Origin of the sequence: Cellulomonas citrea, assembly GCF_009829685.1 — a bacterium.
Taxonomy (GTDB): domain Bacteria; phylum Actinomycetota; class Actinomycetes; order Actinomycetales; family Cellulomonadaceae; genus Cellulomonas; species Cellulomonas citrea.
This window is the reverse complement of the sequence record NZ_VWSD01000053.1, coordinates 1-18,871: the sequence shown is the minus strand read 5'-3', so window position 1 is coordinate 18,871 and position 18,871 is coordinate 1. Positions and strand designations below refer to the sequence as shown.

The 18,871-nt window shown below is 72.3% G+C and carries 22 protein-coding genes, 1 tRNA gene and 1 pseudogene; 15 read left to right on the top strand and 9 right to left on the bottom strand.

Annotation, left to right across the window (positions count from 1 at the left end):
* Positions 1-339, bottom strand: a pseudogene (locus F2B26_RS08045) (hypothetical protein); the annotation flags it as partial.
* A 37-nt stretch (positions 340-376) separates the two neighbouring features.
* Between F2B26_RS08045 and F2B26_RS08040 the strand changes: the two are divergent.
* The 4 genes from F2B26_RS08040 to F2B26_RS08025 all read left to right on the top strand — a co-directional run bounded on the left by F2B26_RS08040 (position 377) and on the right by F2B26_RS08025 (position 4,321).
* Positions 377-844: an MmcQ/YjbR family DNA-binding protein gene (locus F2B26_RS08040; protein WP_235929560.1), complete on the top strand. Its 468-nt coding sequence runs from the start codon at positions 377-379 to the stop codon at positions 842-844.
* A gap of 127 nt (positions 845-971) precedes the next feature.
* The gene (locus F2B26_RS08035) at positions 972-1,607 is read left to right on the top strand and encodes an SRPBCC family protein (protein ID WP_235929559.1); all 636 of its coding nucleotides are present in this window, start codon (positions 972-974) and stop codon (positions 1,605-1,607) included.
* A gap of 41 nt (positions 1,608-1,648) precedes the next feature.
* The gene (locus F2B26_RS08030; protein WP_159808170.1) at positions 1,649-2,404 is read left to right on the top strand and encodes a DUF952 domain-containing protein; all 756 of its coding nucleotides are present in this window, start codon (positions 1,649-1,651) and stop codon (positions 2,402-2,404) included.
* A 381-nt stretch (positions 2,405-2,785) separates the two neighbouring features.
* Positions 2,786-4,321, top strand: coding sequence for a hypothetical protein (locus F2B26_RS08025; protein WP_159808168.1), 1,536 nt, complete (start codon positions 2,786-2,788; stop codon positions 4,319-4,321).
* Positions 4,322-4,535: 214 nt separating this feature from the next.
* On the opposite strand, the gene F2B26_RS08020 is transcribed toward F2B26_RS08025, so the two are convergent.
* On the bottom strand, positions 4,536-5,867 hold the full coding sequence (locus tag F2B26_RS08020; protein WP_159808176.1) for a uracil-xanthine permease family protein: 1,332 nt from the start codon (positions 5,865-5,867) through the stop codon (positions 4,536-4,538).
* Positions 5,868-6,079: 212 nt separating this feature from the next.
* Between F2B26_RS08020 and F2B26_RS08015 the strand changes: the two genes are divergently transcribed.
* Both F2B26_RS08015 and F2B26_RS08010 read left to right on the top strand, forming a co-directional pair.
* The gene (locus F2B26_RS08015; RefSeq protein ID WP_159808166.1) at positions 6,080-6,826 is read left to right on the top strand and encodes an ABC transporter permease; all 747 of its coding nucleotides are present in this window, start codon (positions 6,080-6,082) and stop codon (positions 6,824-6,826) included.
* A 112-nt stretch (positions 6,827-6,938) separates the two neighbouring features.
* Positions 6,939-7,448, top strand: coding sequence for a mycothiol transferase (locus F2B26_RS08010; protein ID WP_159808164.1), 510 nt, complete (start codon positions 6,939-6,941; stop codon positions 7,446-7,448).
* 12 nt (positions 7,449-7,460) lie between these two features.
* Here F2B26_RS08010 and F2B26_RS08005 read toward each other — a convergent pair whose 3' ends face one another.
* Positions 7,461-8,399, bottom strand: coding sequence for a GGDEF domain-containing protein (locus F2B26_RS08005; RefSeq protein WP_159808162.1), 939 nt, complete (start codon positions 8,397-8,399; stop codon positions 7,461-7,463).
* Between the two features lie 180 nt (positions 8,400-8,579).
* Between F2B26_RS08005 and F2B26_RS08000 the strand changes: the two genes are divergently transcribed.
* The 5 genes from F2B26_RS08000 to F2B26_RS07980 all read left to right on the top strand — a co-directional run bounded on the left by F2B26_RS08000 (position 8,580) and on the right by F2B26_RS07980 (position 11,736).
* The gene (locus F2B26_RS08000) at positions 8,580-8,954 is read left to right on the top strand and encodes a hypothetical protein (protein ID WP_159808160.1); all 375 of its coding nucleotides are present in this window, start codon (positions 8,580-8,582) and stop codon (positions 8,952-8,954) included.
* 190 nt (positions 8,955-9,144) lie between these two features.
* A complete protein-coding gene (cspE, locus tag F2B26_RS07995; RefSeq protein WP_159808158.1) occupies positions 9,145-9,348 on the top strand; it encodes a transcription antiterminator/RNA stability regulator CspE in 204 nt (67 codons plus the stop codon).
* Positions 9,349-9,486: 138 nt separating this feature from the next.
* Positions 9,487-9,780 (top strand): type II toxin-antitoxin system VapB family antitoxin, encoded by a 294-nt coding sequence (locus F2B26_RS07990; protein WP_159808156.1) that lies wholly within the window; start codon positions 9,487-9,489, stop codon positions 9,778-9,780.
* Positions 9,777-10,391: a LytR C-terminal domain-containing protein gene (locus F2B26_RS07985; protein ID WP_159808154.1), complete on the top strand. Its 615-nt coding sequence runs from the start codon at positions 9,777-9,779 to the stop codon at positions 10,389-10,391. Before F2B26_RS07990 ends, F2B26_RS07985 begins: the two co-directional genes overlap by 4 nt.
* A 16-nt stretch (positions 10,392-10,407) precedes the next feature.
* A complete protein-coding gene (locus tag F2B26_RS07980) occupies positions 10,408-11,736 on the top strand; it encodes a glycosyltransferase 87 family protein (protein WP_159808152.1) in 1,329 nt (442 codons plus the stop codon).
* A gap of 10 nt (positions 11,737-11,746) precedes the next feature.
* On the opposite strand, the gene F2B26_RS07975 is transcribed toward F2B26_RS07980, so the two are convergent.
* The 5 genes from F2B26_RS07975 to F2B26_RS07955 form a co-directional block, all read right to left on the bottom strand.
* Positions 11,747-12,691, bottom strand: coding sequence for an LLM class F420-dependent oxidoreductase (locus F2B26_RS07975; RefSeq protein ID WP_159808150.1), 945 nt, complete (start codon positions 12,689-12,691; stop codon positions 11,747-11,749).
* A 1-nt stretch (position 12,692) separates the two neighbouring features.
* A complete protein-coding gene (locus F2B26_RS07970) occupies positions 12,693-13,502 on the bottom strand; it encodes a tyrosine-protein phosphatase (protein WP_235929558.1) in 810 nt (269 codons plus the stop codon).
* Positions 13,492-14,091: an HXXEE domain-containing protein gene (locus F2B26_RS07965; RefSeq protein ID WP_159808146.1), complete on the bottom strand. Its 600-nt coding sequence runs from the start codon at positions 14,089-14,091 to the stop codon at positions 13,492-13,494. The genes F2B26_RS07970 and F2B26_RS07965 overlap by 11 nt, the downstream gene beginning before the upstream one ends.
* A gap of 47 nt (positions 14,092-14,138) precedes the next feature.
* Complete coding sequence (locus tag F2B26_RS07960) at positions 14,139-14,759, bottom strand: dihydrofolate reductase family protein (RefSeq protein ID WP_159808144.1); 621 nt, start codon at positions 14,757-14,759, stop codon at positions 14,139-14,141.
* A gap of 98 nt (positions 14,760-14,857) precedes the next feature.
* A complete protein-coding gene (locus F2B26_RS07955) occupies positions 14,858-15,574 on the bottom strand; it encodes a TetR/AcrR family transcriptional regulator (protein WP_235929557.1) in 717 nt (238 codons plus the stop codon).
* A 93-nt stretch (positions 15,575-15,667) separates the two neighbouring features.
* On the opposite strand from F2B26_RS07955, the gene F2B26_RS07950 reads away from it, so the two are divergent.
* The 3 genes from F2B26_RS07950 to F2B26_RS07940 all read left to right on the top strand — a co-directional run bounded on the left by F2B26_RS07950 (position 15,668) and on the right by F2B26_RS07940 (position 17,671).
* Entirely contained in the window at positions 15,668-16,396 is a 729-nt protein-coding gene (locus F2B26_RS07950; protein ID WP_159808142.1) for a DUF4386 domain-containing protein, read from the top strand.
* Between the two features lie 31 nt (positions 16,397-16,427).
* A complete protein-coding gene (locus F2B26_RS07945; RefSeq protein WP_159808140.1) occupies positions 16,428-17,276 on the top strand; it encodes a hypothetical protein in 849 nt (282 codons plus the stop codon).
* 80 nt (positions 17,277-17,356) lie between these two features.
* Positions 17,357-17,671 (top strand): hypothetical protein, encoded by a 315-nt coding sequence (locus tag F2B26_RS07940; protein ID WP_159808138.1) that lies wholly within the window; start codon positions 17,357-17,359, stop codon positions 17,669-17,671.
* 178 nt (positions 17,672-17,849) lie between these two features.
* Here the strand turns inward: F2B26_RS07940 and F2B26_RS07935 are convergent.
* Positions 17,850-17,939 (bottom strand) — tRNA-Ser (locus tag F2B26_RS07935).
* 50 nt (positions 17,940-17,989) lie between these two features.
* Between F2B26_RS07935 and F2B26_RS07930 the strand changes: the two genes are divergently transcribed.
* Positions 17,990-18,871, top strand: an 882-nt coding sequence (locus F2B26_RS07930) for a Sir2 family NAD-dependent protein deacetylase (RefSeq protein WP_159808136.1), incomplete at its 3' end; no start/stop codon positions are given.

Genomic DNA, 18,871 nt, shown 5'->3' with positions numbered 1-18,871 from the left:
GGTCGCGGCGACCTGCGCCCCGGCCCGGGCCAGCTCGGCGAGCGCCAGCACGGCGGCCAGGAACCCGACCGTCGGCGCCAGGGCCGCGACCTCGTCACCGGCCTGCGCCCACGGCACCAGGCCGAGCAGCACGACGACGAGCGCGGCCGGCACGGCGGCGACGGCCTCGGGCAGCCCACGGGGTCGCGTGACGGAGAACGCGAGCACCACGAGCAGCAGCCCGAGGGCCACGACGGTCCCGGTCCCGGAGGTGGCGGTGAGCACCGCCCTACTCTCGCCGACGACGTGCCGGTGCGCCCACTCGTCCCACGCGATCGCCCACCCGTCCCACACGTCCACGCACCGGGGTGTCGGCCCTGCCCGGCATGCTGGTCCCGTGACCGAAGCCAAGGCGCCCGGCGCCGACCCCCGGACCAGCCCCGGCCAGACCGGCCCGATGCGCACGGTCGACCAGGTGCGCGCCTACGCCCTCACGCTGCCCGGCGCCCACCTCACTTACCCGTTCGACGCGACGACGGGCGTGGTCAAGGTGGCCACCCGCATGTTCGTCCTCGCCACGGACGCCGGGACCACGCTGTCCCTCAAGTGCGACCCGTACTGGGCCCGCGCGCTGCGCCACGACTACCCGTCGATCACGCCCGGCTACCACCTCAACAAGCAGCACTGGATCACCGTCGACCTCGCGACCGGCTTCCTCGGCGACGGGCCGTCCGCCCTGGTCGACGACCTCGTGGCCGACCTCGTCGACCAGTCGTACACGCTCGTCGTCGCGGGGCTGACCCGACGGGTGCGTGCCGGCCTCGGCGCTGGGCCGGGCGTCGTCCCGCCCAGCCGGGAACCCTGACCCAGGCCCCAGGTCCCTCCCGCACACCCCGGTCGCAGCACAGCGGCAACGGATCACCCGACCGGTGCCGGGAGCGCTGGACTGCGCCCACCCGCCGTGATGGGGTCGTCCCATGCCTTGCGTCCGCGTGCTCCCCCGTCCCTCCGGCCGTCAGGCCGCGCTCTCGGTGGCGGTGCTGGTGGCGGCCAACCTGCCGCTGCTGCGCGCGTGGACGCTGCACTTCGGCGCGACCGAGGCCGAGCTCGACGCCGAGCTGCCCGGTGACGACCTCCTCGAGGACGCCGGTCTCGTGGCCACCCGCGCGGTCACCATCGACGCCGCACCGGAGGACGTGTGGCGCTGGGTGGTCCAGCTCGGTCAGGGCCGCGGCGGCTTCTACTCCTACGACTGGTTGGAGAACCTCGTCGGCTGCGACGTGCAGTCGGCGCAGACCATCGAGGAGCGCTGGCAGCAGCTGTCCCCCGGTGACCTCGTGCACCTGCACCCGAGGGTCGCGCTCGAGGTCGCCGAGGTCGCCCCGGCGCGTGCGCTCGTGCTGCGCAGCGTCCCGGACCCGGACCAGCCGCCGGCGCCCTACGAGTACACCTGGGCGTTCGCGCTGCGCCGGTCCCGCGGCGGCACCACGCGGCTCGTCGTCCGCGAGCGCTACGGCTACCGCAGCGGCTGGTCGGCGGCGGTCGCCGAGCCGACGGCCGCGCTCAGCTTCGTGATGACGGAGAAGATGCTGCGCGGCATCCGGGACCGGGCCGAGCGCACCGTCTGACCCCCTGACCGCCGGGCGCCGGCGTGGTTAGGGTCACCGGTATGGGCATCCGCTTCCAGGAAGTCGTCGTCGACTGCGCCGACCCGGCCGCACTGGCCCGGTTCTGGGCCGCGGTGCTCGGGGTGCGCTGGGCGGCGCTCGACGAGGGCTGGGCGGTGGTCGACGCCGATCCGCTGCTCCTGGCATTCCAGAAGGTCCCGGAGCCCAAGGCGTCCCCGAAGAACCGGCTGCACCTGGACGTCCGGGTCCGTGACGCCCGGCACGCCGTGGCCCGCGCCGAACGTCTGGGGGCCACCCGCACCGGCCAGCAGGAGCTCGACCCGCACGGGGAGGGCTACGTGGTGCTGCGCGACCCGGAGGCCAACGAGCTGTGCTTCGTGGTCGACGAGCAGGAGAGCTGGTCGGGCACCATCGCGCGGGTGCTGGCGTCCGCACCGGCGCCGCGTCACGTGTGGCACCTGGCGACCGTGGCCGACTGGCAGGCGGCCCTCGACACCGGGCGCTACGCCGGCTCGACCCGCGGCGCGACGTTCGAGCAGGTCGGCTTCGTGCACACGAGCCACCCGCGGCAGCTGCCCGCGGTGGCCCGGGCGGTCTACCGGGACGTCACCGAGCCGGTGTGCGTGCTCGTGCTCGACCTGGACACCATCGAGGCCGACGGCGTCCGGGTGGTCGAGGAGGACGGCGGCGACGGCGAGCTGTACCCGCACGTGTACGCCCCGCTCGACCCGGCCTGGGTGGTCGACGTGCGGCCGGCGGCGTTCGACGCCACCGGCCACCTCGTCGTCCTGGACTAGTCGAGGACCCTGAACCGCCCAGCGGTCGGTCAGAAGTGCGTTCAGTGTTGAGCCTCCCAGCCGAACCGACGGGAAACCCTTCCGGCGCAGGGTGGGGCCCCAAACGGACAGAGATCCGCGCCGGGCAACCCCTCTCTTCCTCAATGTTGTAAAACCGCCGAGACTAGCGCCGCTACCAGGCTCAAGCTACCTCGGTCACTCTCGGAGTTCTCGGCATTCACCTCACACTCGCACAACAGCACAGGTGCGGACGCGCCACAAGAATCGACCGCAGGGGAGAGGCTCACTCACGAACAGGAACCGAGGCCAACCAGACAAGCGCTTCCCTACAAACGCAGGGGGTGCTACAGTGCCAGGACTTTTGGACGAAGCAGGGGGCGTATGGACGACGATGAGTGTCGGCTGGCAGGACTTCGACTGCTGGCATTGAGATCTGACTCGAACTCAAGAGCTTGGGTTGCCCGATGCGTTGATCGCATTACTTTCGAAGACTACGCGATCTATCGACGAGAGCTGACGCTCGACCTAAGGCTTTCTGGGCTGAGATTCCCACTCCCCGAAGTCGGTGGATTGTGGGCACTGCCCATCGCCAAACTCCCCGTCGGACATCATACGACAATTCGGGCTGTTGACGAGAGCGGCAGCGACCTCCCCCGCCTAACCTTCCATGAGGAGCGACGATTGGTTCTGGGAGGAATTCTCGGCCTTGCCGATACAGTTCTCGCGAGGGGCACCGGCTCCGAGAATATCCTCGACAATGCTGTTCAACGTTGCCTCGACGGAATTGTCGCCCACAGGATCCTGCCTGAGAAGCTCAAGGACACAGGTTCCCAGGGGACACTGCTATGGGAAGACCGCGCATTTCGCCTGGCGCTATGCGACTCCTACGACCACTTCTACCTGGTCGTCACCGTCGAAGGGCGCTTGTCACGGAGGGTCGTGCGCCTCAACTACTCGGACGAACTCATCTACGGAAAGCCGGATCCTGCAGAGATTCTGAGCAAGAACGCGAGCAATCCCAGGGCGCTTCGGGACTGTCTCCGGCAAGCCGGATCTCCGCTAGCGAACGACTTGAGTGGGCGAATAGTCGCCAGGCTGGAATCGGCAACTGGAGCCCGCGGCGCGCCGTTCTCCGTGGACGTCGGAGGAAGAGTCGTCGAGTCAGAGAGCTACCACCTTGAGATTGTCGCACCGTACGACCTGCGGGTCATCGGGGCGTGCCTGCTAATGGTCTACAAGCGCGATGACTCAGCGGCAATCATGCGCGACGACGACTCTTCCCATGCGACCGCACACATGCACACCCGGGAACGTCGCGGCGTCGCCTATGCCCGGGCTTACGCTCGATTCATTCCGGTGCAGACGGGAACCATCCGAACGTCAATTCTCTCCAGCAGCTTCATCTTGCTAGTCCTGACGATCGGCGCTTTCCTGGCGAGCGTCAAGCCGGGCTACCTGGTGAACGCGGACGCTTCCTCTGCGACGGCAGTCCTGCTGCTTGCACCTGGAGTCTTGGCGGCAGCTTTGGCACGCCGTAGTCCTCATATGATGACGACCAAGCTGCTCTTCGGACCTCGCTTCTCGGTAATTGCGATTTGCATCCTGCTCTTCGGGGCGGCGTGCTCCATTGCCGTCCATCTTGGCCAATCGGAGCCAATCGCTTTGCGTAATGTTTGGTGCGGGGCAGCCCTTGCAGCCGCCGCCGTGGTTGGCAGGCTCGTGGCGATGTTCCTTCGACTGTCCATACTGACCAGGCGCGAGCGCCGCGCCGGATCATCAGGACCGACGGGCGCTTCAACGACCGACGGTGCGATCAGCCTCCCTCGTTGGGAGGCCCCTGGCGTAGGTTCCAGCGACGGTCTCCCAGGCGGGGCACGCGAAGAGCCTGTAGTTTCTCAGGGCATGGAGGGAACATGAGTACCGCGTTTCGGATCGGCACCATCGACGCTCTGCCGCAAGACGGCGACCGCGACTCGGACAGCACTCGAGCCGCCCTGGATGCCCTGCTTCACGAGGCGATGGAGTCCTCTCGGATGCGTCGGGCCGACGCATCCGAGATGGACGCCAGACGAGCGCGTCGGGGCTCCTCTCCCATGAACCCGCGCATTCGACTCCGGTCGTTCTAGCAGTCCTAGCTGACCAGCTCGTCCCCACCTGGCACCGACGCCGGTGTGGCCGGTTCGAGCGAGGTGCCGCGCCAGCGGGCCACCACCCGCATGAGGTGGTAGATGCCGATGGCGGCGGCGGTGCCCAGCGCGATGCCCTGGAACTGCAGCTCCCCGACGGTCCAGGTGTAGTTCGCCACCCCGATGATGAGCGCGATCGCCGCCGGGATGAGGTTGGTCGGGTGCGAGAAGTCGACCTTGTTCTGCACCCAGATCCGGGCGCCGAGCAGGCCGATCATGCCGTAGAGCACGGTGCCCGCCCCGCCGAGCACCCCGGCCGGGATCGTGCCGATGACGGCGCCGAACCGCGGCGACATGGACAGCACGAGCGCGGTGAGCGCGGCGACCCAGTAGGCAGCGGTGGAGTAGACGCGGGAGGCCGCCATCACCCCGATGTTCTCGGCATAGGTCGTGGTGCCCGAGCCGCCACCCAGACCGGCCAGCGTGGTCGCCAGGCCGTCGGCCAGCAGCGCGCGGCCGGTGAGCGGGTCCAGGTCGGTCCCCGTCATCGCGGCCACCGACTTCACGTGCCCGATGTTCTCGGCCACGAGCACGACGACGACCGGCAGGAACAGCCCGAGCACGCTGAGCGACAGCGTCGGGGTGGTGAAGGTGGGCAGCCCGACGAGCGGCGCCGCGGCGATGGCGCTGTAGTCGACCTCACCGCGCAGCGCCGCGACGGCGTACCCGACGAGCACCCCCACGAGGACCGACAACCGGCCCAGCAGCCCGCGGAACAGCACGGTGGACAGCACGATCGCGGCAATCGTCGCGATCGCGGTCACGGGCGCCCCGCGCACCCCCGAGCACCCGGTGTCGGTGCACGAGCCCCACGCCGCGGGCGCCAGGTTGAACCCGATGAGCGCGACGATGGTGCCGGTCACGACCGGCGGCATCGTCACATCGATCCACCGCGACCCGGCCACCTGCACGATGAGCCCGACGAGGGCGAGCGCCAGACCGGCGACCAGCACCCCGCCGACGGCCGCCCCCATCCCGCCGGACGTCTTGGCGGCGGCGATCGGTGCGATGAACGCGAACGACGAGCCCAGGTAGCTGGGCAGCCGGTTGCGGGTGAGCAGCAGGAAGCCGATGGTGCCCACGGCCGAGAAGAACAGCGTGGTCTGCGGCGGGAACCCGGTGATGAGCGGCACCAGGAACGTCGCACCCGACATGGCGATGACGTGCTGCATGCCGATGCCGATGGTCCGGGGCCAGGTGAGCCGCTCACCAGGGGCCACCACCTCGCCTGGCGGGACGTCCCTGCCGTCTCCGTGCAGCTGCCACCCGAACGCCACCGTGACCTCCTTGTTCGCCCGGCCCGGCGTCCGCGCCGGCACCCAGGCGAGGCTAGCGCCCCGCCATGTCCCCGCTGTGCGCCGTTCGCCCTGCGGCACAGGGCCCGTCCCAGCACCCGCCCGTCCCGGCACCCGCCCGTCCCGGCACCCGCCCGTCCCGGCACCGGCCCGCCGCCGCCCCGGCCCGACCCGCGGGCACTAGCGTCCTTGCCGTGCCCCTGAGCGAGCTCGTCCGCACCCTCGTCGGGGTCGCCGCCCTGGTCGCCGTCACGGCCGTGACGCTGGGCGTGCGCCGCACCCCGCACCCGTGGGCGCCGGCGTGGGCGGTGCTGCGCGGCGGCCTGCAGCTGGCCGCCGTCGCGCTCGTGCTCTCAGGGGTGATCGCCGACCCCTGGTGGGTGGGCGTTGCGCTGCTCGTCATGTTCACGGTGGCCGCCGTCACCTCGACCCGTCGGCTCGGCTGGAGCCCGCAGCGCTTCGCCGTGGTCGCCGGGTCGATGGGCGCCGGGGTGCTGGTCACGCTGACTGTCGTGTTCGGCACCGGGGCGCTCACCCTCACCAGCCGGTACGCGCTGGCGATCGGCGGGATCGTGGTCGGCAACTCCATGTCGATCGCCACCCTCGTGGGCCGCCAGCTCAACCAGCTCACACGCGACCACTGGGAGGAGGTCGAGGGCTGGCTCGCCCTCGGCGCCACCGCACGGCAGTCGACCGCAGGCATCGCCCGTGAGGCCATCCACCACGCCCTCATCCCGACCACCGACCAGACCCGCACCACGGGGCTGGTCACGCTGCCGGGGGCGTTCGTCGGCGCGATCTTCGGCGGGGTCTCGCCGCTGGAGGCCGGGCGGTTCCAGATCGTCGTGCTCAGCGGGGTGATGGCCGCCGGGTCGATCGCCGCCGTGCTGCTCGCGCACTGGCTGGCCCCCGCGACCACCCGTCCCGAGCCGCTCGGCTGAGACCGGCCGCGCACCGGTCGTCGGCCGCGTCCACCCCGTCGCCTGGCAGCCGGCCCCTCTCCTGGCGACGCACCCACCGCGGTGCCAGGATCGGGACGACGACGGGAGCGCAATGAACGGTGTCGAGGTCCTGGCCGACGGCTTCTCCCGGGTGGGTCCGGGCCTCACCCGGGTCCTCACCGGGCTGGACGAGGCCGCGCTCACCCGCCGCCTGGACCCGCAGGCCAACACCCTCGCCTGGCTGGCCTGGCACATCGCCCGCGAGCAGGACGCGCAGGTGGCACCGCTGGCCGGTGAGCCGCAGGTCTGGACCGCGCAGGGCTGGGACACCCGGTTCGACCTCCCGCTGGCCCCCACCGACATGGGCTACGGCCACACCGCCGACCAGGTGGCGCTCGTGGTGGCCGGCGTCGAGCTGCTGCTCGGCTACTACGAGGCGACGGCGGCGGCCACGGCCCGCTACCTGACCACCGTGACCCCGGAGCAGCTGGACGACGTGGTCGACCGGCGCTGGGACCCGCCGGTGACCCGCGGCGTGCGCCTCATGAGCGTGCTGGGCGACGCCCTGGAGCACCTGGGGCAGGCCGCCTTCGTCCGCGGTGTGCTGGACCGCGAGGGCTGAGCCGGGCCCTGCTCAGTCGAGCGCGTTCGCGGTCTCGCCGGACTTGTGGCGGTACAGCGCGTCGTCGGCGCGCTTGAGCACGCTGCTCACCGTGTCGTCACCGTGCACCGAGGTCACCCCGTACGACCAGGTGTACGTCGACCGCGCCCGCGCCCGCTCCAACCAGCGTGCCGCCGACCGTTCGTCCTGGTCGGCGAAGAGCACGACGAACTCGTCGCCACCGAGGCGCGCCACCACGTCGTCCGGGTCCAGCCCGTCCTGCAGCACCTGCACGACGTCGACCAGCGCGCGGTCGCCCGCCGCATGGCCGCCGGTGTCGTTGAGCTCCTTGAGCCGGTCCAGGTCGACCACCGCCAGGCTGGGCCGCGCACCCGCGGCGGCGGCGGCGATGGTGCCGAGCACGGTGCGGTCGAGCACGGCGCGGCTGTACGCGCCGGTGAGCGCATCGGTGGTCGCCTGGTCATGCACCTGGGCGTAGATCCGGCCGATGAGCGCCAGCCCCACCCCCACCAGCCCCACCATGGCGAGCTGCTGCGGCGGGTCGAAACCGGCCGGGTTGACCAGCACCGCGCTCGCGGTGAGCGCCGCCACGTACCAGGTGAGCCGACGCCAGTGCCGCACGGGCAGCACGAGTGCCCCCATCTGCCCGCCGAGCATCATCGGGATGACCAGGGTCACCGCCGCCGCAGGCTCCGGGGTGACGGCCAGCAGCACCGCGACCGCGGCCAGCGCGAGCGCGAGGCTCCCGGCGAGCACGCCACGCCGTCGCCGCAGCACCCAGGTGCCCAGCGCGAGCAGCACGACCGCCAGGCCGATGACCAGCCAGACCGAGGCCACCGCGCGGCTCGTGCACCGCGGGACGAGGGCTCCGAGCACCGCCAGCCCACCACCCGCCGCCTCGGCCACCGCCAGGTAGCGCGCACGCATGGCGGGGACCAGGTCGACACGCACCCCCCGATAGTGGCCCACCCAGGTGCCCGCCCGGGCGGGTTCGGACGGCGGTCAGCCGACTGCACCCACCGGATGCGGGTGAATCTCGTCCGCAGGTGCCGGCACGACGTGCGCCAGGTCACGCCCGCACCGCCCCGGAGCCGACGCAGGCCACCCGCGCGGTACGAGATCATGTCCGCCATGACCGAACCGACCCGCTCCGGCTCCGAGCTCGTCCGTCGCCTCGTGGTGCCGCTGGCCGCGATGACCATCGCGTTCGGCGCGGGCTGGAGCGTCGGGGCCGGTCGGCAGCCGGCCACCGACTGGCAGGTCGCGACCGTGAGCGTCGACGGCGGCACCGCGCGGGCCACCGTCGGGAAGTCCACGTTCGAGATCGGCTCGTCCGTCCCGGTCTGGATCGGCACGGACGGCGCGACGCACACGGCCGGCCACCCCGCCTGCCTGGACTCGACGGACGGCGGCTCCGGCTCCCACAAGGTGGTGGTCGGCACCATCACGGCCGACGGGAAGAAGGTCGACGCCGTGGTCGCATTCGACTGCCGCGCGAGCAGCTGATCCACCTCTCGACATGCCGCCTGCCCTACCCCTACGCTGGTTGACGTAGTCGCAGTGCTGTAGTTGTCACACCACGCTTGTTTCGGGCGCAGCTTGTTCTTGGCGAAGCTCGTTCCTGGCGGACGACGACCACCGTGATTCACCGGTCCCGGTCGTCGGGGTCGTCCATCACCCGCAAGGAGACAGAGCAATGGCTGCAGGTACCGTCAAGTGGTTCAACGCCGAGAAGGGCTTCGGCTTCATCGCCCCCGAGGACGGCGGCGCTGACGTGTTCGTGCACTACTCGGCCATCACCTCGAGCGGCTACCGCACGCTCGAGGAGAACCAGAAGGTCACCTTCGACGTCCAGCAGGGCCCCAAGGGCCCGCAGGCGTCGAACGTCGTTCCCGCCTGAGGAACCTCTGAACGCTGAAGGGCGGCACCCCCTCGGGGTGCCGCCCTTCGTCGTGCCGGCAGGTCCGCCCTTGGTCGCCGTCCTGGTCATCCCTGGGACTGACGCGAGCCTGAGGGCCCCGTCACCTAGACTCGCTCCGTGATCTTCAAGGGGGTGAGCGACGGGCGGCCCTATCCAGACCATGGTGTCGAGACCATCAAGCAGTGGGTCGACGTCGCCCCTCGGCTGGTCAGGCTCGATGAGCTCGTCACGACCAAGCGCACCTTGGACCTCGAGGCGCTGCTGGCCGACGACTCGACGTTCTACGGCGACCTCTTCGCCCACGTCGTGCAGTACCAGGGTGTCCTCTATCTCGAGGACGGCCTGCACCGCGCCGTGCGCGCCGCGCTCCAGGGCCGCCGGGTCCTGCACGCCAGGGTGCTGACCCTGTGAGCGGCATCGACCGGGAGCGCGCGCAGCGGCGACGCACGATGCACGAGCGCCAGACCGTCGTGTTCGGCGTCATCCTGGCCGTGATGGCCGTCTCCGGTGTCATCGGGGCCGCCGTGTTCACCGGCACCACCTCGTTACCGTTCTTCAGCCGTGGCTTCTCGACGGAGAGTCCGAGCACGGCCGCGGTCACCGTGCCCTGCCTGCCGGACGGCACGCTGCCGGTCGCCTTCGACCAGGTCACCGTCAACGTCTTCAACGGCGCCGGCCGCACCGGGCTCGCCGGCCTCACCGGCGCCGCCCTCACCGCCCGCGGGTTCACCCTGGGGAAGACGGGCAACTACACCTCGACCGTCCCCGACGCCGGTCGCATCATCTTCGGGCCGTCCTCCGTCCCCCAGGCCTACACCTTGGCCGCGGAGGTCAGCGGCGTCGTGCTGAGCTTCGACGCCGCCCACACCGACCCGTCGGTCGACCTCGTCCTCGGGACCGGCTTCTCCGACCTCGTCGCGGTCGACAAGGTCGGTCTGGACCCCCACACGCCGCTGGCCAACCCGACCGGCTGCGTCGCACTCGAGACCCTGCTGAGCACCCCGACGGCGACCGCGGGCTGATACACGAAGGATGCGGATGGACCGGCAGGAGAGCGCGACGCACATCAGGAGCACGTACCCTGGCAAGGCCGCATCCCACCCGGAGGTCACGCTGTCTTCCCGACTGTCCGTCCGTCGCGTCTGGATCGCGTTCGGGCTGGTCCACCTGCTCATCGCGCTGCAGGGCGTGCTGCTCATGCCGGACCGGGTCTTCTGGGACCTCGACCTGTACCGCGCGTGGGTCTGGTACGGGGTCAACCTCGGCACCTGGCCGGTGTTCACCACGGCCTGGGTGTACCCGGTCGGCGCCCTGGTCCCGATGGTGCTCGTCGGTGAGCTCGCCGGCCACAACGACATGACGTTCCGGCTCGGCTGGGCCGTCATGGTGACCATCCTCAACGCGCTCGCGATGCGTGAGCTGCTGCGCCGCCGCAACGGGCTGGTGGGCGCCGCCTGGTTCGTCGCGTTCCTGTTCGCGCTCGGGCCGGTCTCCGTGGGACGGCTCGACGCGCTGGTGGCGCCGCTGAGCATCCTCGCGCTGCTGGCCCTCGCCAAGCGGCCGCGCGTGGCGGCCGTGCTGCTCACGGTGGGCGCCTGGATCAAGGTCGCGCCCGGGGCGCTGCTGCTGCCGATCGTGCTCGCGACCAAGCGGCCCCTGAAGGAGGTCATCGCCCCGGCAGCCCTGCTCAGCGCAGGTGTCGTCGCCGTGGTCGCCCTGCTCGGCGGAGCCGGGCACGTGGCCTCGTTCCTGTTCGCCCAGGGTGGCCGTGGCCTCCAGCTGGAGTCGGTGGGCGCCTCGCCGTGGCTGCTCGTGGGCCTGGTGAGCTCCAAGGTGTCGCGGATGTACAACTCGCAGATCATCACCTACGAGGTGCACGGCCCCGGCGTCCCGACCCTCATCAACGTGCTCGACATCGTCTTCGGCCTCGCGCTGATCGCGGCCACCTGGCTGATGTGGCGGCGGCGGACCACCGGCCCGAACCCGCTGCCGGCGGCCGAGCTCGTGGCACGCGGCTCGTTGCTCGTCGTGCTCACCATGCTCGTGACCAACAAGGTGCTCTCGCCGCAGTACATCACCTGGCTCGCGGCGCCGGTCGCGGTCGCGCTCGCGCTCGGCCTGCCGCACTGGGACCGCACCGCACGCTGGATGCTCGGCATCGCGCTGGCCACCCAGGTGGTGTTCCCGTGGGTGTACGGCGGGATCATCGGCGGCGGGGTGCCGCAGACGCTCGTCCTGGTGGGGCGCAACGTCGCACTCGTGCTCGTGTGGCTCGCCACGGCTCGCCGGCTCGTGCGGCAGCCTTCCGAGGCCCCGGCCCGGCAGCCCGAGCTGGCGGGCAGCGCGGTCGGTTCCGCGGCCGTCTGACCCGCCCGGCTCAGGGCAGCTGACGGGCGACCTCCTGCGCGATGAGCACCAGGTGGTCCAGGTCGTGCAGGTCGAGCACCTGCAGGTAGACCCGATCGAGCCCGAGCTCGCCCAGCCGGCCCAGCCGGTCGACCACCTGAGCCGGGGTGCCCGCGAGCCCGAACGCGCGCAGCTCGTCCGGATCGCGGTCGATCGCGGCGGCCCGCCGGGCCACCTCGGCGTCGTCCCGGCCGACGCAGGTGGCCAGGGCCACCGAGAGGGTGAGTGTCGCGGGGTCGCGCCCCACGTCGCGGCATGCCGCGCGGGCCCGGTCCAGCGCGGCCGGGACCTGGTCCAGCGCCGGGAACGGCAGGTTGAGCTCTGCGGCGTAGCGGGCCGCCAGCGCCGGGGTCCGACGCGGCCCCATCCCGCCGACGATGAGCGGCACCCCGGAACGGGTCGGGTCGAGCGGCGAGCGCTGCACCGGCTTGGGCAGGGCGGGCGAGTCGGCCAACCGGTAGTGCGTGCCCTCGTAGGAGAAGCGCTCACCCAGCGGGGTTCCCCACAGCCCGTCGACGATCGCGAGCTGCTCGTCGAGCCGGTCCAGCCGCCGGTCCGGGAACGGGATGCCGTAGGCCGTGTGCTCCTCCTCGAACCAGCCGGCACCGAGCCCCAGCTCCACCCGGCCCCCAGACATGGCGTCCACCTGGGCCACCTGGATGGCGAGCACCCCAGGCAGCCGGAAGGTCGCCGACGAGACCAGCGTGCCCAGCCGGATGCGCCGGGTCTGCAGCGCGAGCCCGGCCAGGGTGAGCCAGGAGTCGGTGGGACCGGGCAGCCCGTCGCCGCCCATCGCCAGGAAGTGGTCGGAACGGAAGAAGCCGGAGAACCCCAGGTCCTCGGTGGCCTGGGCCATCGCGAGCTGGTCGTCGTAGGTCGCGCCCTGCTGGGGCTCGACGAAGATGCGCAGGTCCATCTCAGTCCCGTCCGTCCGTGTCCAGCAGCAGGGTGCGCAGCTCGTGGATCTCGTCGCCGTCCAGCCCGAGCCCGTCCTGCAGGTAGCCGGTGAAGCCGCCGAACTCTCGGTCCACCTCCGCGAACGCTGCGGCCAGGTACTCGGGCCGCACCTCGAGCATGGGCGCCAGCAGATCCGCCGAGCCGCCCGAGGCGACGTACCGCTCGATGAGCGGGGCGAAGGCCCGGCGCACGGCCGGGTTGACCGCCAGGTACTCGGCGCGCACCTGCTCGGCATCGACCCCGGCGGCGAGCAGCAGCAGCGTCGACGCCCAGCCGGTGCGGTCCTTGCCCGCGGTGCAGTGCACCAGGACGGGGGCGCCCTGCGCGGCCAGCACCGCGCGGACGAACGCCGCGTACCCCGTGCGCGCCGCACCGCCCGTCACCAGGTCGCGGTAGGTGCCCTGCATCTGCGCGACGGCGTCGAAGCCACCGAAGGCCTGGGCGAACGCGTGCGGGTCGCTCATCAGCCGGGCCTGGTCGGCGGCCGCCTGCGGCGGCATGTCGGCGAGCACGTCCAGGTGCAGGTAGGTGACACCGTCGGGCACGTGGTCGGGCCGTTCGCGCACCTCGTGGATGGTGCGCAGGTCGACGACGGTGCGCAGCCCGAGGCCGACGACCGCCGGGTCGGCCACCACGCGGGGGTCTGCCAGCTCACCGGAGCGGTAGAAGCGGCCGCGGGCGACCGACCCTGTGACGGCGGGGCGACCGCCCAGGTCACGCAGGTTGAAGACGGCGGCGGCGGGCACCACGTACGGGTCGTCAGCGGTCACGGGACGAGCCTCGCACATCCGCAGCCACAGCCGGGCCGCCGGTCCCCCAGCGCGCTGCGGCCCATCGCGCACCGAGGTGCGCGAGCCCCGCCACGGCGGGCAGGGCCGGCAGCCAACGCACCGCCCGGAGCAGCCGCGGCCACGTGGTGTAGCCCTCGTCGACGAGCGTCGTCGCGACCACCGCCGCGCCGGGGAGAGCCACCGTCGGTGCGGTCACCACCCCCGTCGTGTAGCAGCGCAGGACGAGGCTCGCGCCGACGTGCGAGAGCGCGTGCAGCCCCAGTCCCACCGTCTCGACCTCGACGAAGGTTCGCGCCAGTCGGGACCCGGGCCGGCGCACCGCGAGCTCCGCCGTGCCGACCATGAGCACGCCCACCAGCGCGATCGCACCGGCCGCCTCGGCCGGGCCCGTCCGGACCCGGTCGCGCACGCTGGCCGGTACCCACGGCAGCCGCGCGCCGATCCTGTCGGGCAGGTGCTGCGAGGTCGCGCTCATGGTGGCGAGCTCCTCGAGGTCGTGCACGAACCAGACCACGGGGAGCGCGCGCAGCGCCCGCCGGGTGGAGGTCGGGAGCGGGGCGCCGGTCATCGTCCGACGGTACCGACCCGACCCGGTGCCGGTCCGGGTCGAGCGGCTCAGTCCTGCCCCGACCCCGGCAGCCGGTCGGTCACGTCCTCGTACCCTCGGGCGCCCGGCAGCGTCGCCGGGGCGTAGACCAGCCGGAGCACACCCGTCGGGAACACCTGCGAGCGCAGCAGCGCCAGCGGGTAGACCGGCTCGCCCTCGTCGAACAGCCGCGTCCCGTGCCGGGCCGCGACGGGGTGCACGAGCAGCCGCAGCTCGTCGACCAGCCCGGCCGCCAGCAGCTGACGCACCACCGAGATGGATCCCGGGACCAGGATCTTCGCCACCCCCGGCGTCGCCTTGAGCGCCGCGACCGCCTCGACCAGATCGCCCTGGAGCGCCTCGACGTTGCGCCAGCCCAGGGCCTGCGTGCCGCGGGTGGCCACGACCTTGCGCACGTCACCCAGCTGGGCCGCGAACGTCGCGTCCTCACCGCCGGCCAGCTCCCGGTCCGGCCAGGCGCCCGCGAAGCTGTCATAGGTCGCCCGGCCCAGCAGCAGCACGTCGACGTCCTCGTAGTCCTCGCCGACGGCGGCCCCCATGTGCGCGTCGAAGTACGGGAAGTGCCAGGACGGGTCGACCTCGACGACACCGTCGAGCGAGATGAACAGGGTCGAGACGAGGACTGCCATCGGACCTCCTGGGTGGGCACCGGCCGGACGTACCCCCCGATGGGAACCCACCGGACCGAGATCCGCACCCGGACGGCGGTCCGCCCGGCCGGCTCCGCCTAGCCCCCTGCCGGCCCGGGCTCGCGCGACGCGGGGCCGCCGGCACCCTCGACAGCCGTCTCGCCCACCGGGCGCAGCCCCCGGATCGCGTCGAGGACCAGGTCGAGCCCGATCTCGAACTCCTGGGCGAAGTCGTAGCCGTGCCGACCGAGCTGGTCGGCGACCTCGACCAGGTACGGGTAGGCGTCGAGCGCGGCTGGGCCGTCCGCGACGACCACCTCGCGGCGCCGGGCGGCCTCGGCAGGGATGTCGCCGGCGAGGGTGCGGTCCTGCAGCGCGAATCCGTAGACGTAGCTGTCGAGCAGGCTCGAGGCGTGCACGGCGTCCCAGAAGGGCAGCCGGGCCCCCGCGCGCAGGCAGCCCATGACGGCATTGTGGTGCGCGAGATTGGCCGGTCCGGGGGTCCCGGTCTCCATCCGGCCGATGGCCCAGGGATGACGCGTCAGGGCGCCGCGCATCGACTGGGCGCGGGCCCGCAGCGCTCGCGCCCAGTCGGGGTCGACGGGGTCGGTGAGCTCGGCGAAGACCCGGTCGATCATGGCGTCCAGCAGCTCGTGCTTGTCGGCGACGTGCCGGTAGAGGGCCATCGGGACGACGCCGAGGTGCTCGGCAAGCCGGCGCATGCTCAGCCCGTCGAGCCCACCGTCGTCGGCCAGGGTCATCGCGGCGTCGACGACGCGAGCCCTGGTCAGCCGTTCGCGTCGACCGGGAGCCACGGCGCACCTCCCTGCTCTTGACCTGTGTACAGCGTACACCTAACCTCGGTCGCGACAGGTGTACGCCGTACACAACTCGGACCGGGAGATCCCATGAGCCCTCGTCGACGCACCGCGCGCATCGCCGGTGTGCTGTACCTCGTGACCCACGTGACCTCGGTCGCGGCCCTGGCGCTGTACGCCCCCGTGCTCAACCGCAGCGACGGCGACCTCGGGTCCGGGGCCACCGGCTCGGTGCTGCTCGGCGGGTTGCTCGAGGTCGTCCTCGCGCTCGCGGTCATCGGCACCGCGGTCGCCCTCTACCCGCTCGTCCGGCGGTCCAGCGCCACCGGTGCCATCGGCTACGCCACCCTGCGCACCGTCGAGGCCGCCACCATCCTCGCGGGCACTCTCGCCGTGCTCGCCGTCGTCACCCTGCGACGGGACGCGCCCAGCGGGACAGGAACCGCCACGCTGGCTCTCGCCGGGCAAGCCCTCGTCGCCGTCCACGGCTGGTCCTTCCTCATCGGGCAGGGGCTCGTCGTCGCCGTGCACACCACGATGCTGGCCTGGGTGCTGCACCACCACGCCCTGGTCCCGCGGTTCGTCACCACGCTCGGGCTGGTCGGCGGACCGCTCGTGCTGGCCTCGAACCTCGGCGTCATGTTCGGCGCCTGGCCGCAGGCGTCCCCGGTCACCGCGGTCGGCGCCGTCCCGGTGTTCGCCTGGGAGATCAGCCTCGCCGTCGTCCTCATCGTCACCGGACTCCGGGACACCGACGGCGGCGGACCGTCAGCCGACGCCGATCCCGCACATCCGCCTGTCGGCAGCGCGACGGCGTGAACGCGGCAGCCACCGACCACGAGGAGCGCTCGTGACCCGCACACCCACATCCCCGTCTTCCCCGCACAGGGCCACCCGGCGAGGCGCGGCCCTCACCGGCCTCGGCGCCGCTCTCGCTGCGGCCTTCGTCCTCGTCCCGCCCGCAGTGGCCACCACGACGTTCGGAGGCGGACTCCACGGCCGGCAGCAGCTCGCCCGTGCCGCACGCACGGCCTTCCTCGAGTACTGGACCTCGGGCCAGCGCGCCTACTCCCCAGCCCTCGACCAGGTCGTCGAGTCGTGGTCGCGGTACCACGTCGTCAAGGCCGTCATGGCGGCGCTGCTGCTCGTCGTGCTCGTCCGCCTCGCCCAGGTGATCGGGCACGCGCCTCCCGGCTCACGGCTGGTGCGACGGATCGTCCACACGTCGGCCGGCGCGGTCGTCGCCGGGCTCGCGGGGTTCTCGGCGCTGCTGCTCATGGCCAACGTGCAGGGAGCGGTCGCACCCTTCGCCTCGCTGCTGCCGGTCGTGGCCGACGGCGCCACCGGCCCCGTCGCCGTAGCGCTCGACGAGGCCGGCGCCACGCTGACCGAGGGCACGGGCTCGGAGGCCTGGACGGCACCACTCGACGCCATGCTCGCGGACTTCACGCGGTACCACCTGGCGATGGCGGGACTCTCCGGGGCCGCCACAGCCGCCCTCGTCGCCACGGCCGTCCTGCTGCGCCGACGCCGGACGGGGGCGTCGGCGGGGGTCCCGCACGCACGCCGGGTTCTGGTCCCCGCCTGGCTGCTCGCCACGTCGGGCGCACTCGCGACGGCTCTGCTCGCCGCGGCCAACCTGAGCACCGCGGCGCATCCGGCCGTGGCGCTCGCCACCGCCCTCGACGGCGGGTGGTGAGCGTCGGACGCACCGGCGCCCGCGAGGAACCACGACCACGTCCCCTTCCGCCCGTCACCGGTCCGCGGTTGGGTGGGGGCATGACGACACGCGCGCTCCGCACGACCCTGCTCGTCGGGGCCCTCCTGCTGGCGCTCACCGCCTGCGCACCCGCCGCGAACGAGCTGGTGGGGACCCCCGCACCCGACGGCGGCGTCCCCGGCTTCTGGCTCGGCCTCTGGCAGGGCGCCATCGCGCCGATCACGTTCGTCATCTCGCTGTTCAACCACAACGTCGGCGTCTACTCGGTGCACAACTCCGGCGGCTGGTACAACTTCGGCTTCCTCATCGGCGTCTCGCTCACGCTCGGCGGCTCCGCCGGCGGCGGGGCGGCCGGGCGGCGACGGCGGCACTGACCAAGGGGCCGGAGGTGGGGCCGCCGCTGCGGGTCGGTCGCAGCGGCCGACCAGCCGGGGCAGGTAGCGGCTCGCGCCGCCGAACCTGATCTCGACGACGGACACGCCCCCGGAGACGACCGAACCCCCCGCAGGTTGCCCTTCCGGGCCCCCGCGAGGGGTTCTGTCACTTCGACTCTGGCGGTAACGGTGGGATTTGAACCCACGGTGGACTTTCACCCACACACGCTTTCGAGGCGTGCTCCTTAGGCCGCTCGGACACGCTACCGCCGGACAGGATACCGGAGCGGGGCGGGTTCGACCGAATCGGGGGCCTCGGTGCGGGCGGCCTACGGTGGACCCGTGGGAACCCTTGACGACCTCGTGACGCTGCTGTCCGGACGACGGTTCGTGGTGCTCACCGGGGCGGGTGTCTCGACCGACTCGGGGATCCCCGACTACCGCGGCCCCGACTCCCCGCCGCGCCGGCCCATCACCTACCAGCAGTTCGTCGCCGACGAGGCGTTCCGCCGCACCTACTGGGCGCGCAACCACGTCGGCTGGCGGCACGTGAACACGACGGTGCCCAACGACGGGCACCGCGCGCTGGCCCGGCTGGAGCAGCGCGGGCTGGTGCTCGGCGTCATCACCCAGAACGTCGACCTGCTGCACGAGCAGGCCGGCTCGGTCACCGTCATCGACCTGCACGGCCGCTACGACCAGGTGAGCTGTCTGCGCTGCGGCCACCTGTACACCCGGGCCGAGGTCGCCGCGCGGCTCGACTTGCTCAACCCCGGGTTCGCCGCCGACGTCGCCGATGTCGAGATCGCGCCCGACGCCGATGCCGTCATCGAGACGACCGAGGGGTTCGTCGTCGCCGACTGCTGGGCGCCGGACGCCGACGGCGGCAGCGGGCCGTGCCACGGCATGCTCAAGCCCGAGATCGTCTACTTCGGCGAGACGGTGCCCGGCCCCCGGGTGACCCGGGCGTACGAGCTGGTCGACAGCGCGCAGGCGCTGCTTGTGGCGGGAACCTCGCTCGCGGTGCAGTCGGGGCTGCGGTTCGTGCGCCGGGCCGCCCAGCGCGGCATCCCGGTGGCCGTCGTCAACCGCGGTGCGACCCGCGGCGACCGGTTCGCCGACGTCACGCTGGATGCCGGCACCTCGCAGACCCTCACCGCACTGGCCGAGCGGCTGCCGCCCGTGGCAGAGGCCGCGACG

Coding starts and splice junctions, on each gene's coding strand:
- F2B26_RS08000 (WP_159808160.1), top strand. CDS start 8,580: ATGACCGAACCGACCCGCTCCGGCTCCGAGCTCGTCCGTCGCCTCGTG.
- F2B26_RS07965 (WP_159808146.1), bottom strand. CDS start 14,091: ATGACCGGCGCCCCGCTCCCGACCTCCACCCGGCGGGCGCTGCGCGCG.
- F2B26_RS07975 (WP_159808150.1), bottom strand. CDS start 12,691: ATGGACCTGCGCATCTTCGTCGAGCCCCAGCAGGGCGCGACCTACGAC.
- F2B26_RS07940 (WP_159808138.1), top strand. CDS start 17,357: ATGACGACACGCGCGCTCCGCACGACCCTGCTCGTCGGGGCCCTCCTG.
- F2B26_RS07980 (WP_159808152.1), top strand. CDS start 10,408: ATGGACCGGCAGGAGAGCGCGACGCACATCAGGAGCACGTACCCTGGC.
- F2B26_RS08030 (WP_159808170.1), top strand. CDS start 1,649: ATGGGCATCCGCTTCCAGGAAGTCGTCGTCGACTGCGCCGACCCGGCC.
- F2B26_RS08025 (WP_159808168.1), top strand. CDS start 2,786: ATGGACGACGATGAGTGTCGGCTGGCAGGACTTCGACTGCTGGCATTG.
- cspE (WP_159808158.1), top strand. CDS start 9,145: ATGGCTGCAGGTACCGTCAAGTGGTTCAACGCCGAGAAGGGCTTCGGC.
- F2B26_RS07960 (WP_159808144.1), bottom strand. CDS start 14,759: ATGGCAGTCCTCGTCTCGACCCTGTTCATCTCGCTCGACGGTGTCGTC.
- F2B26_RS07950 (WP_159808142.1), top strand. CDS start 15,668: ATGAGCCCTCGTCGACGCACCGCGCGCATCGCCGGTGTGCTGTACCTC.
- F2B26_RS08010 (WP_159808164.1), top strand. CDS start 6,939: ATGAACGGTGTCGAGGTCCTGGCCGACGGCTTCTCCCGGGTGGGTCCG.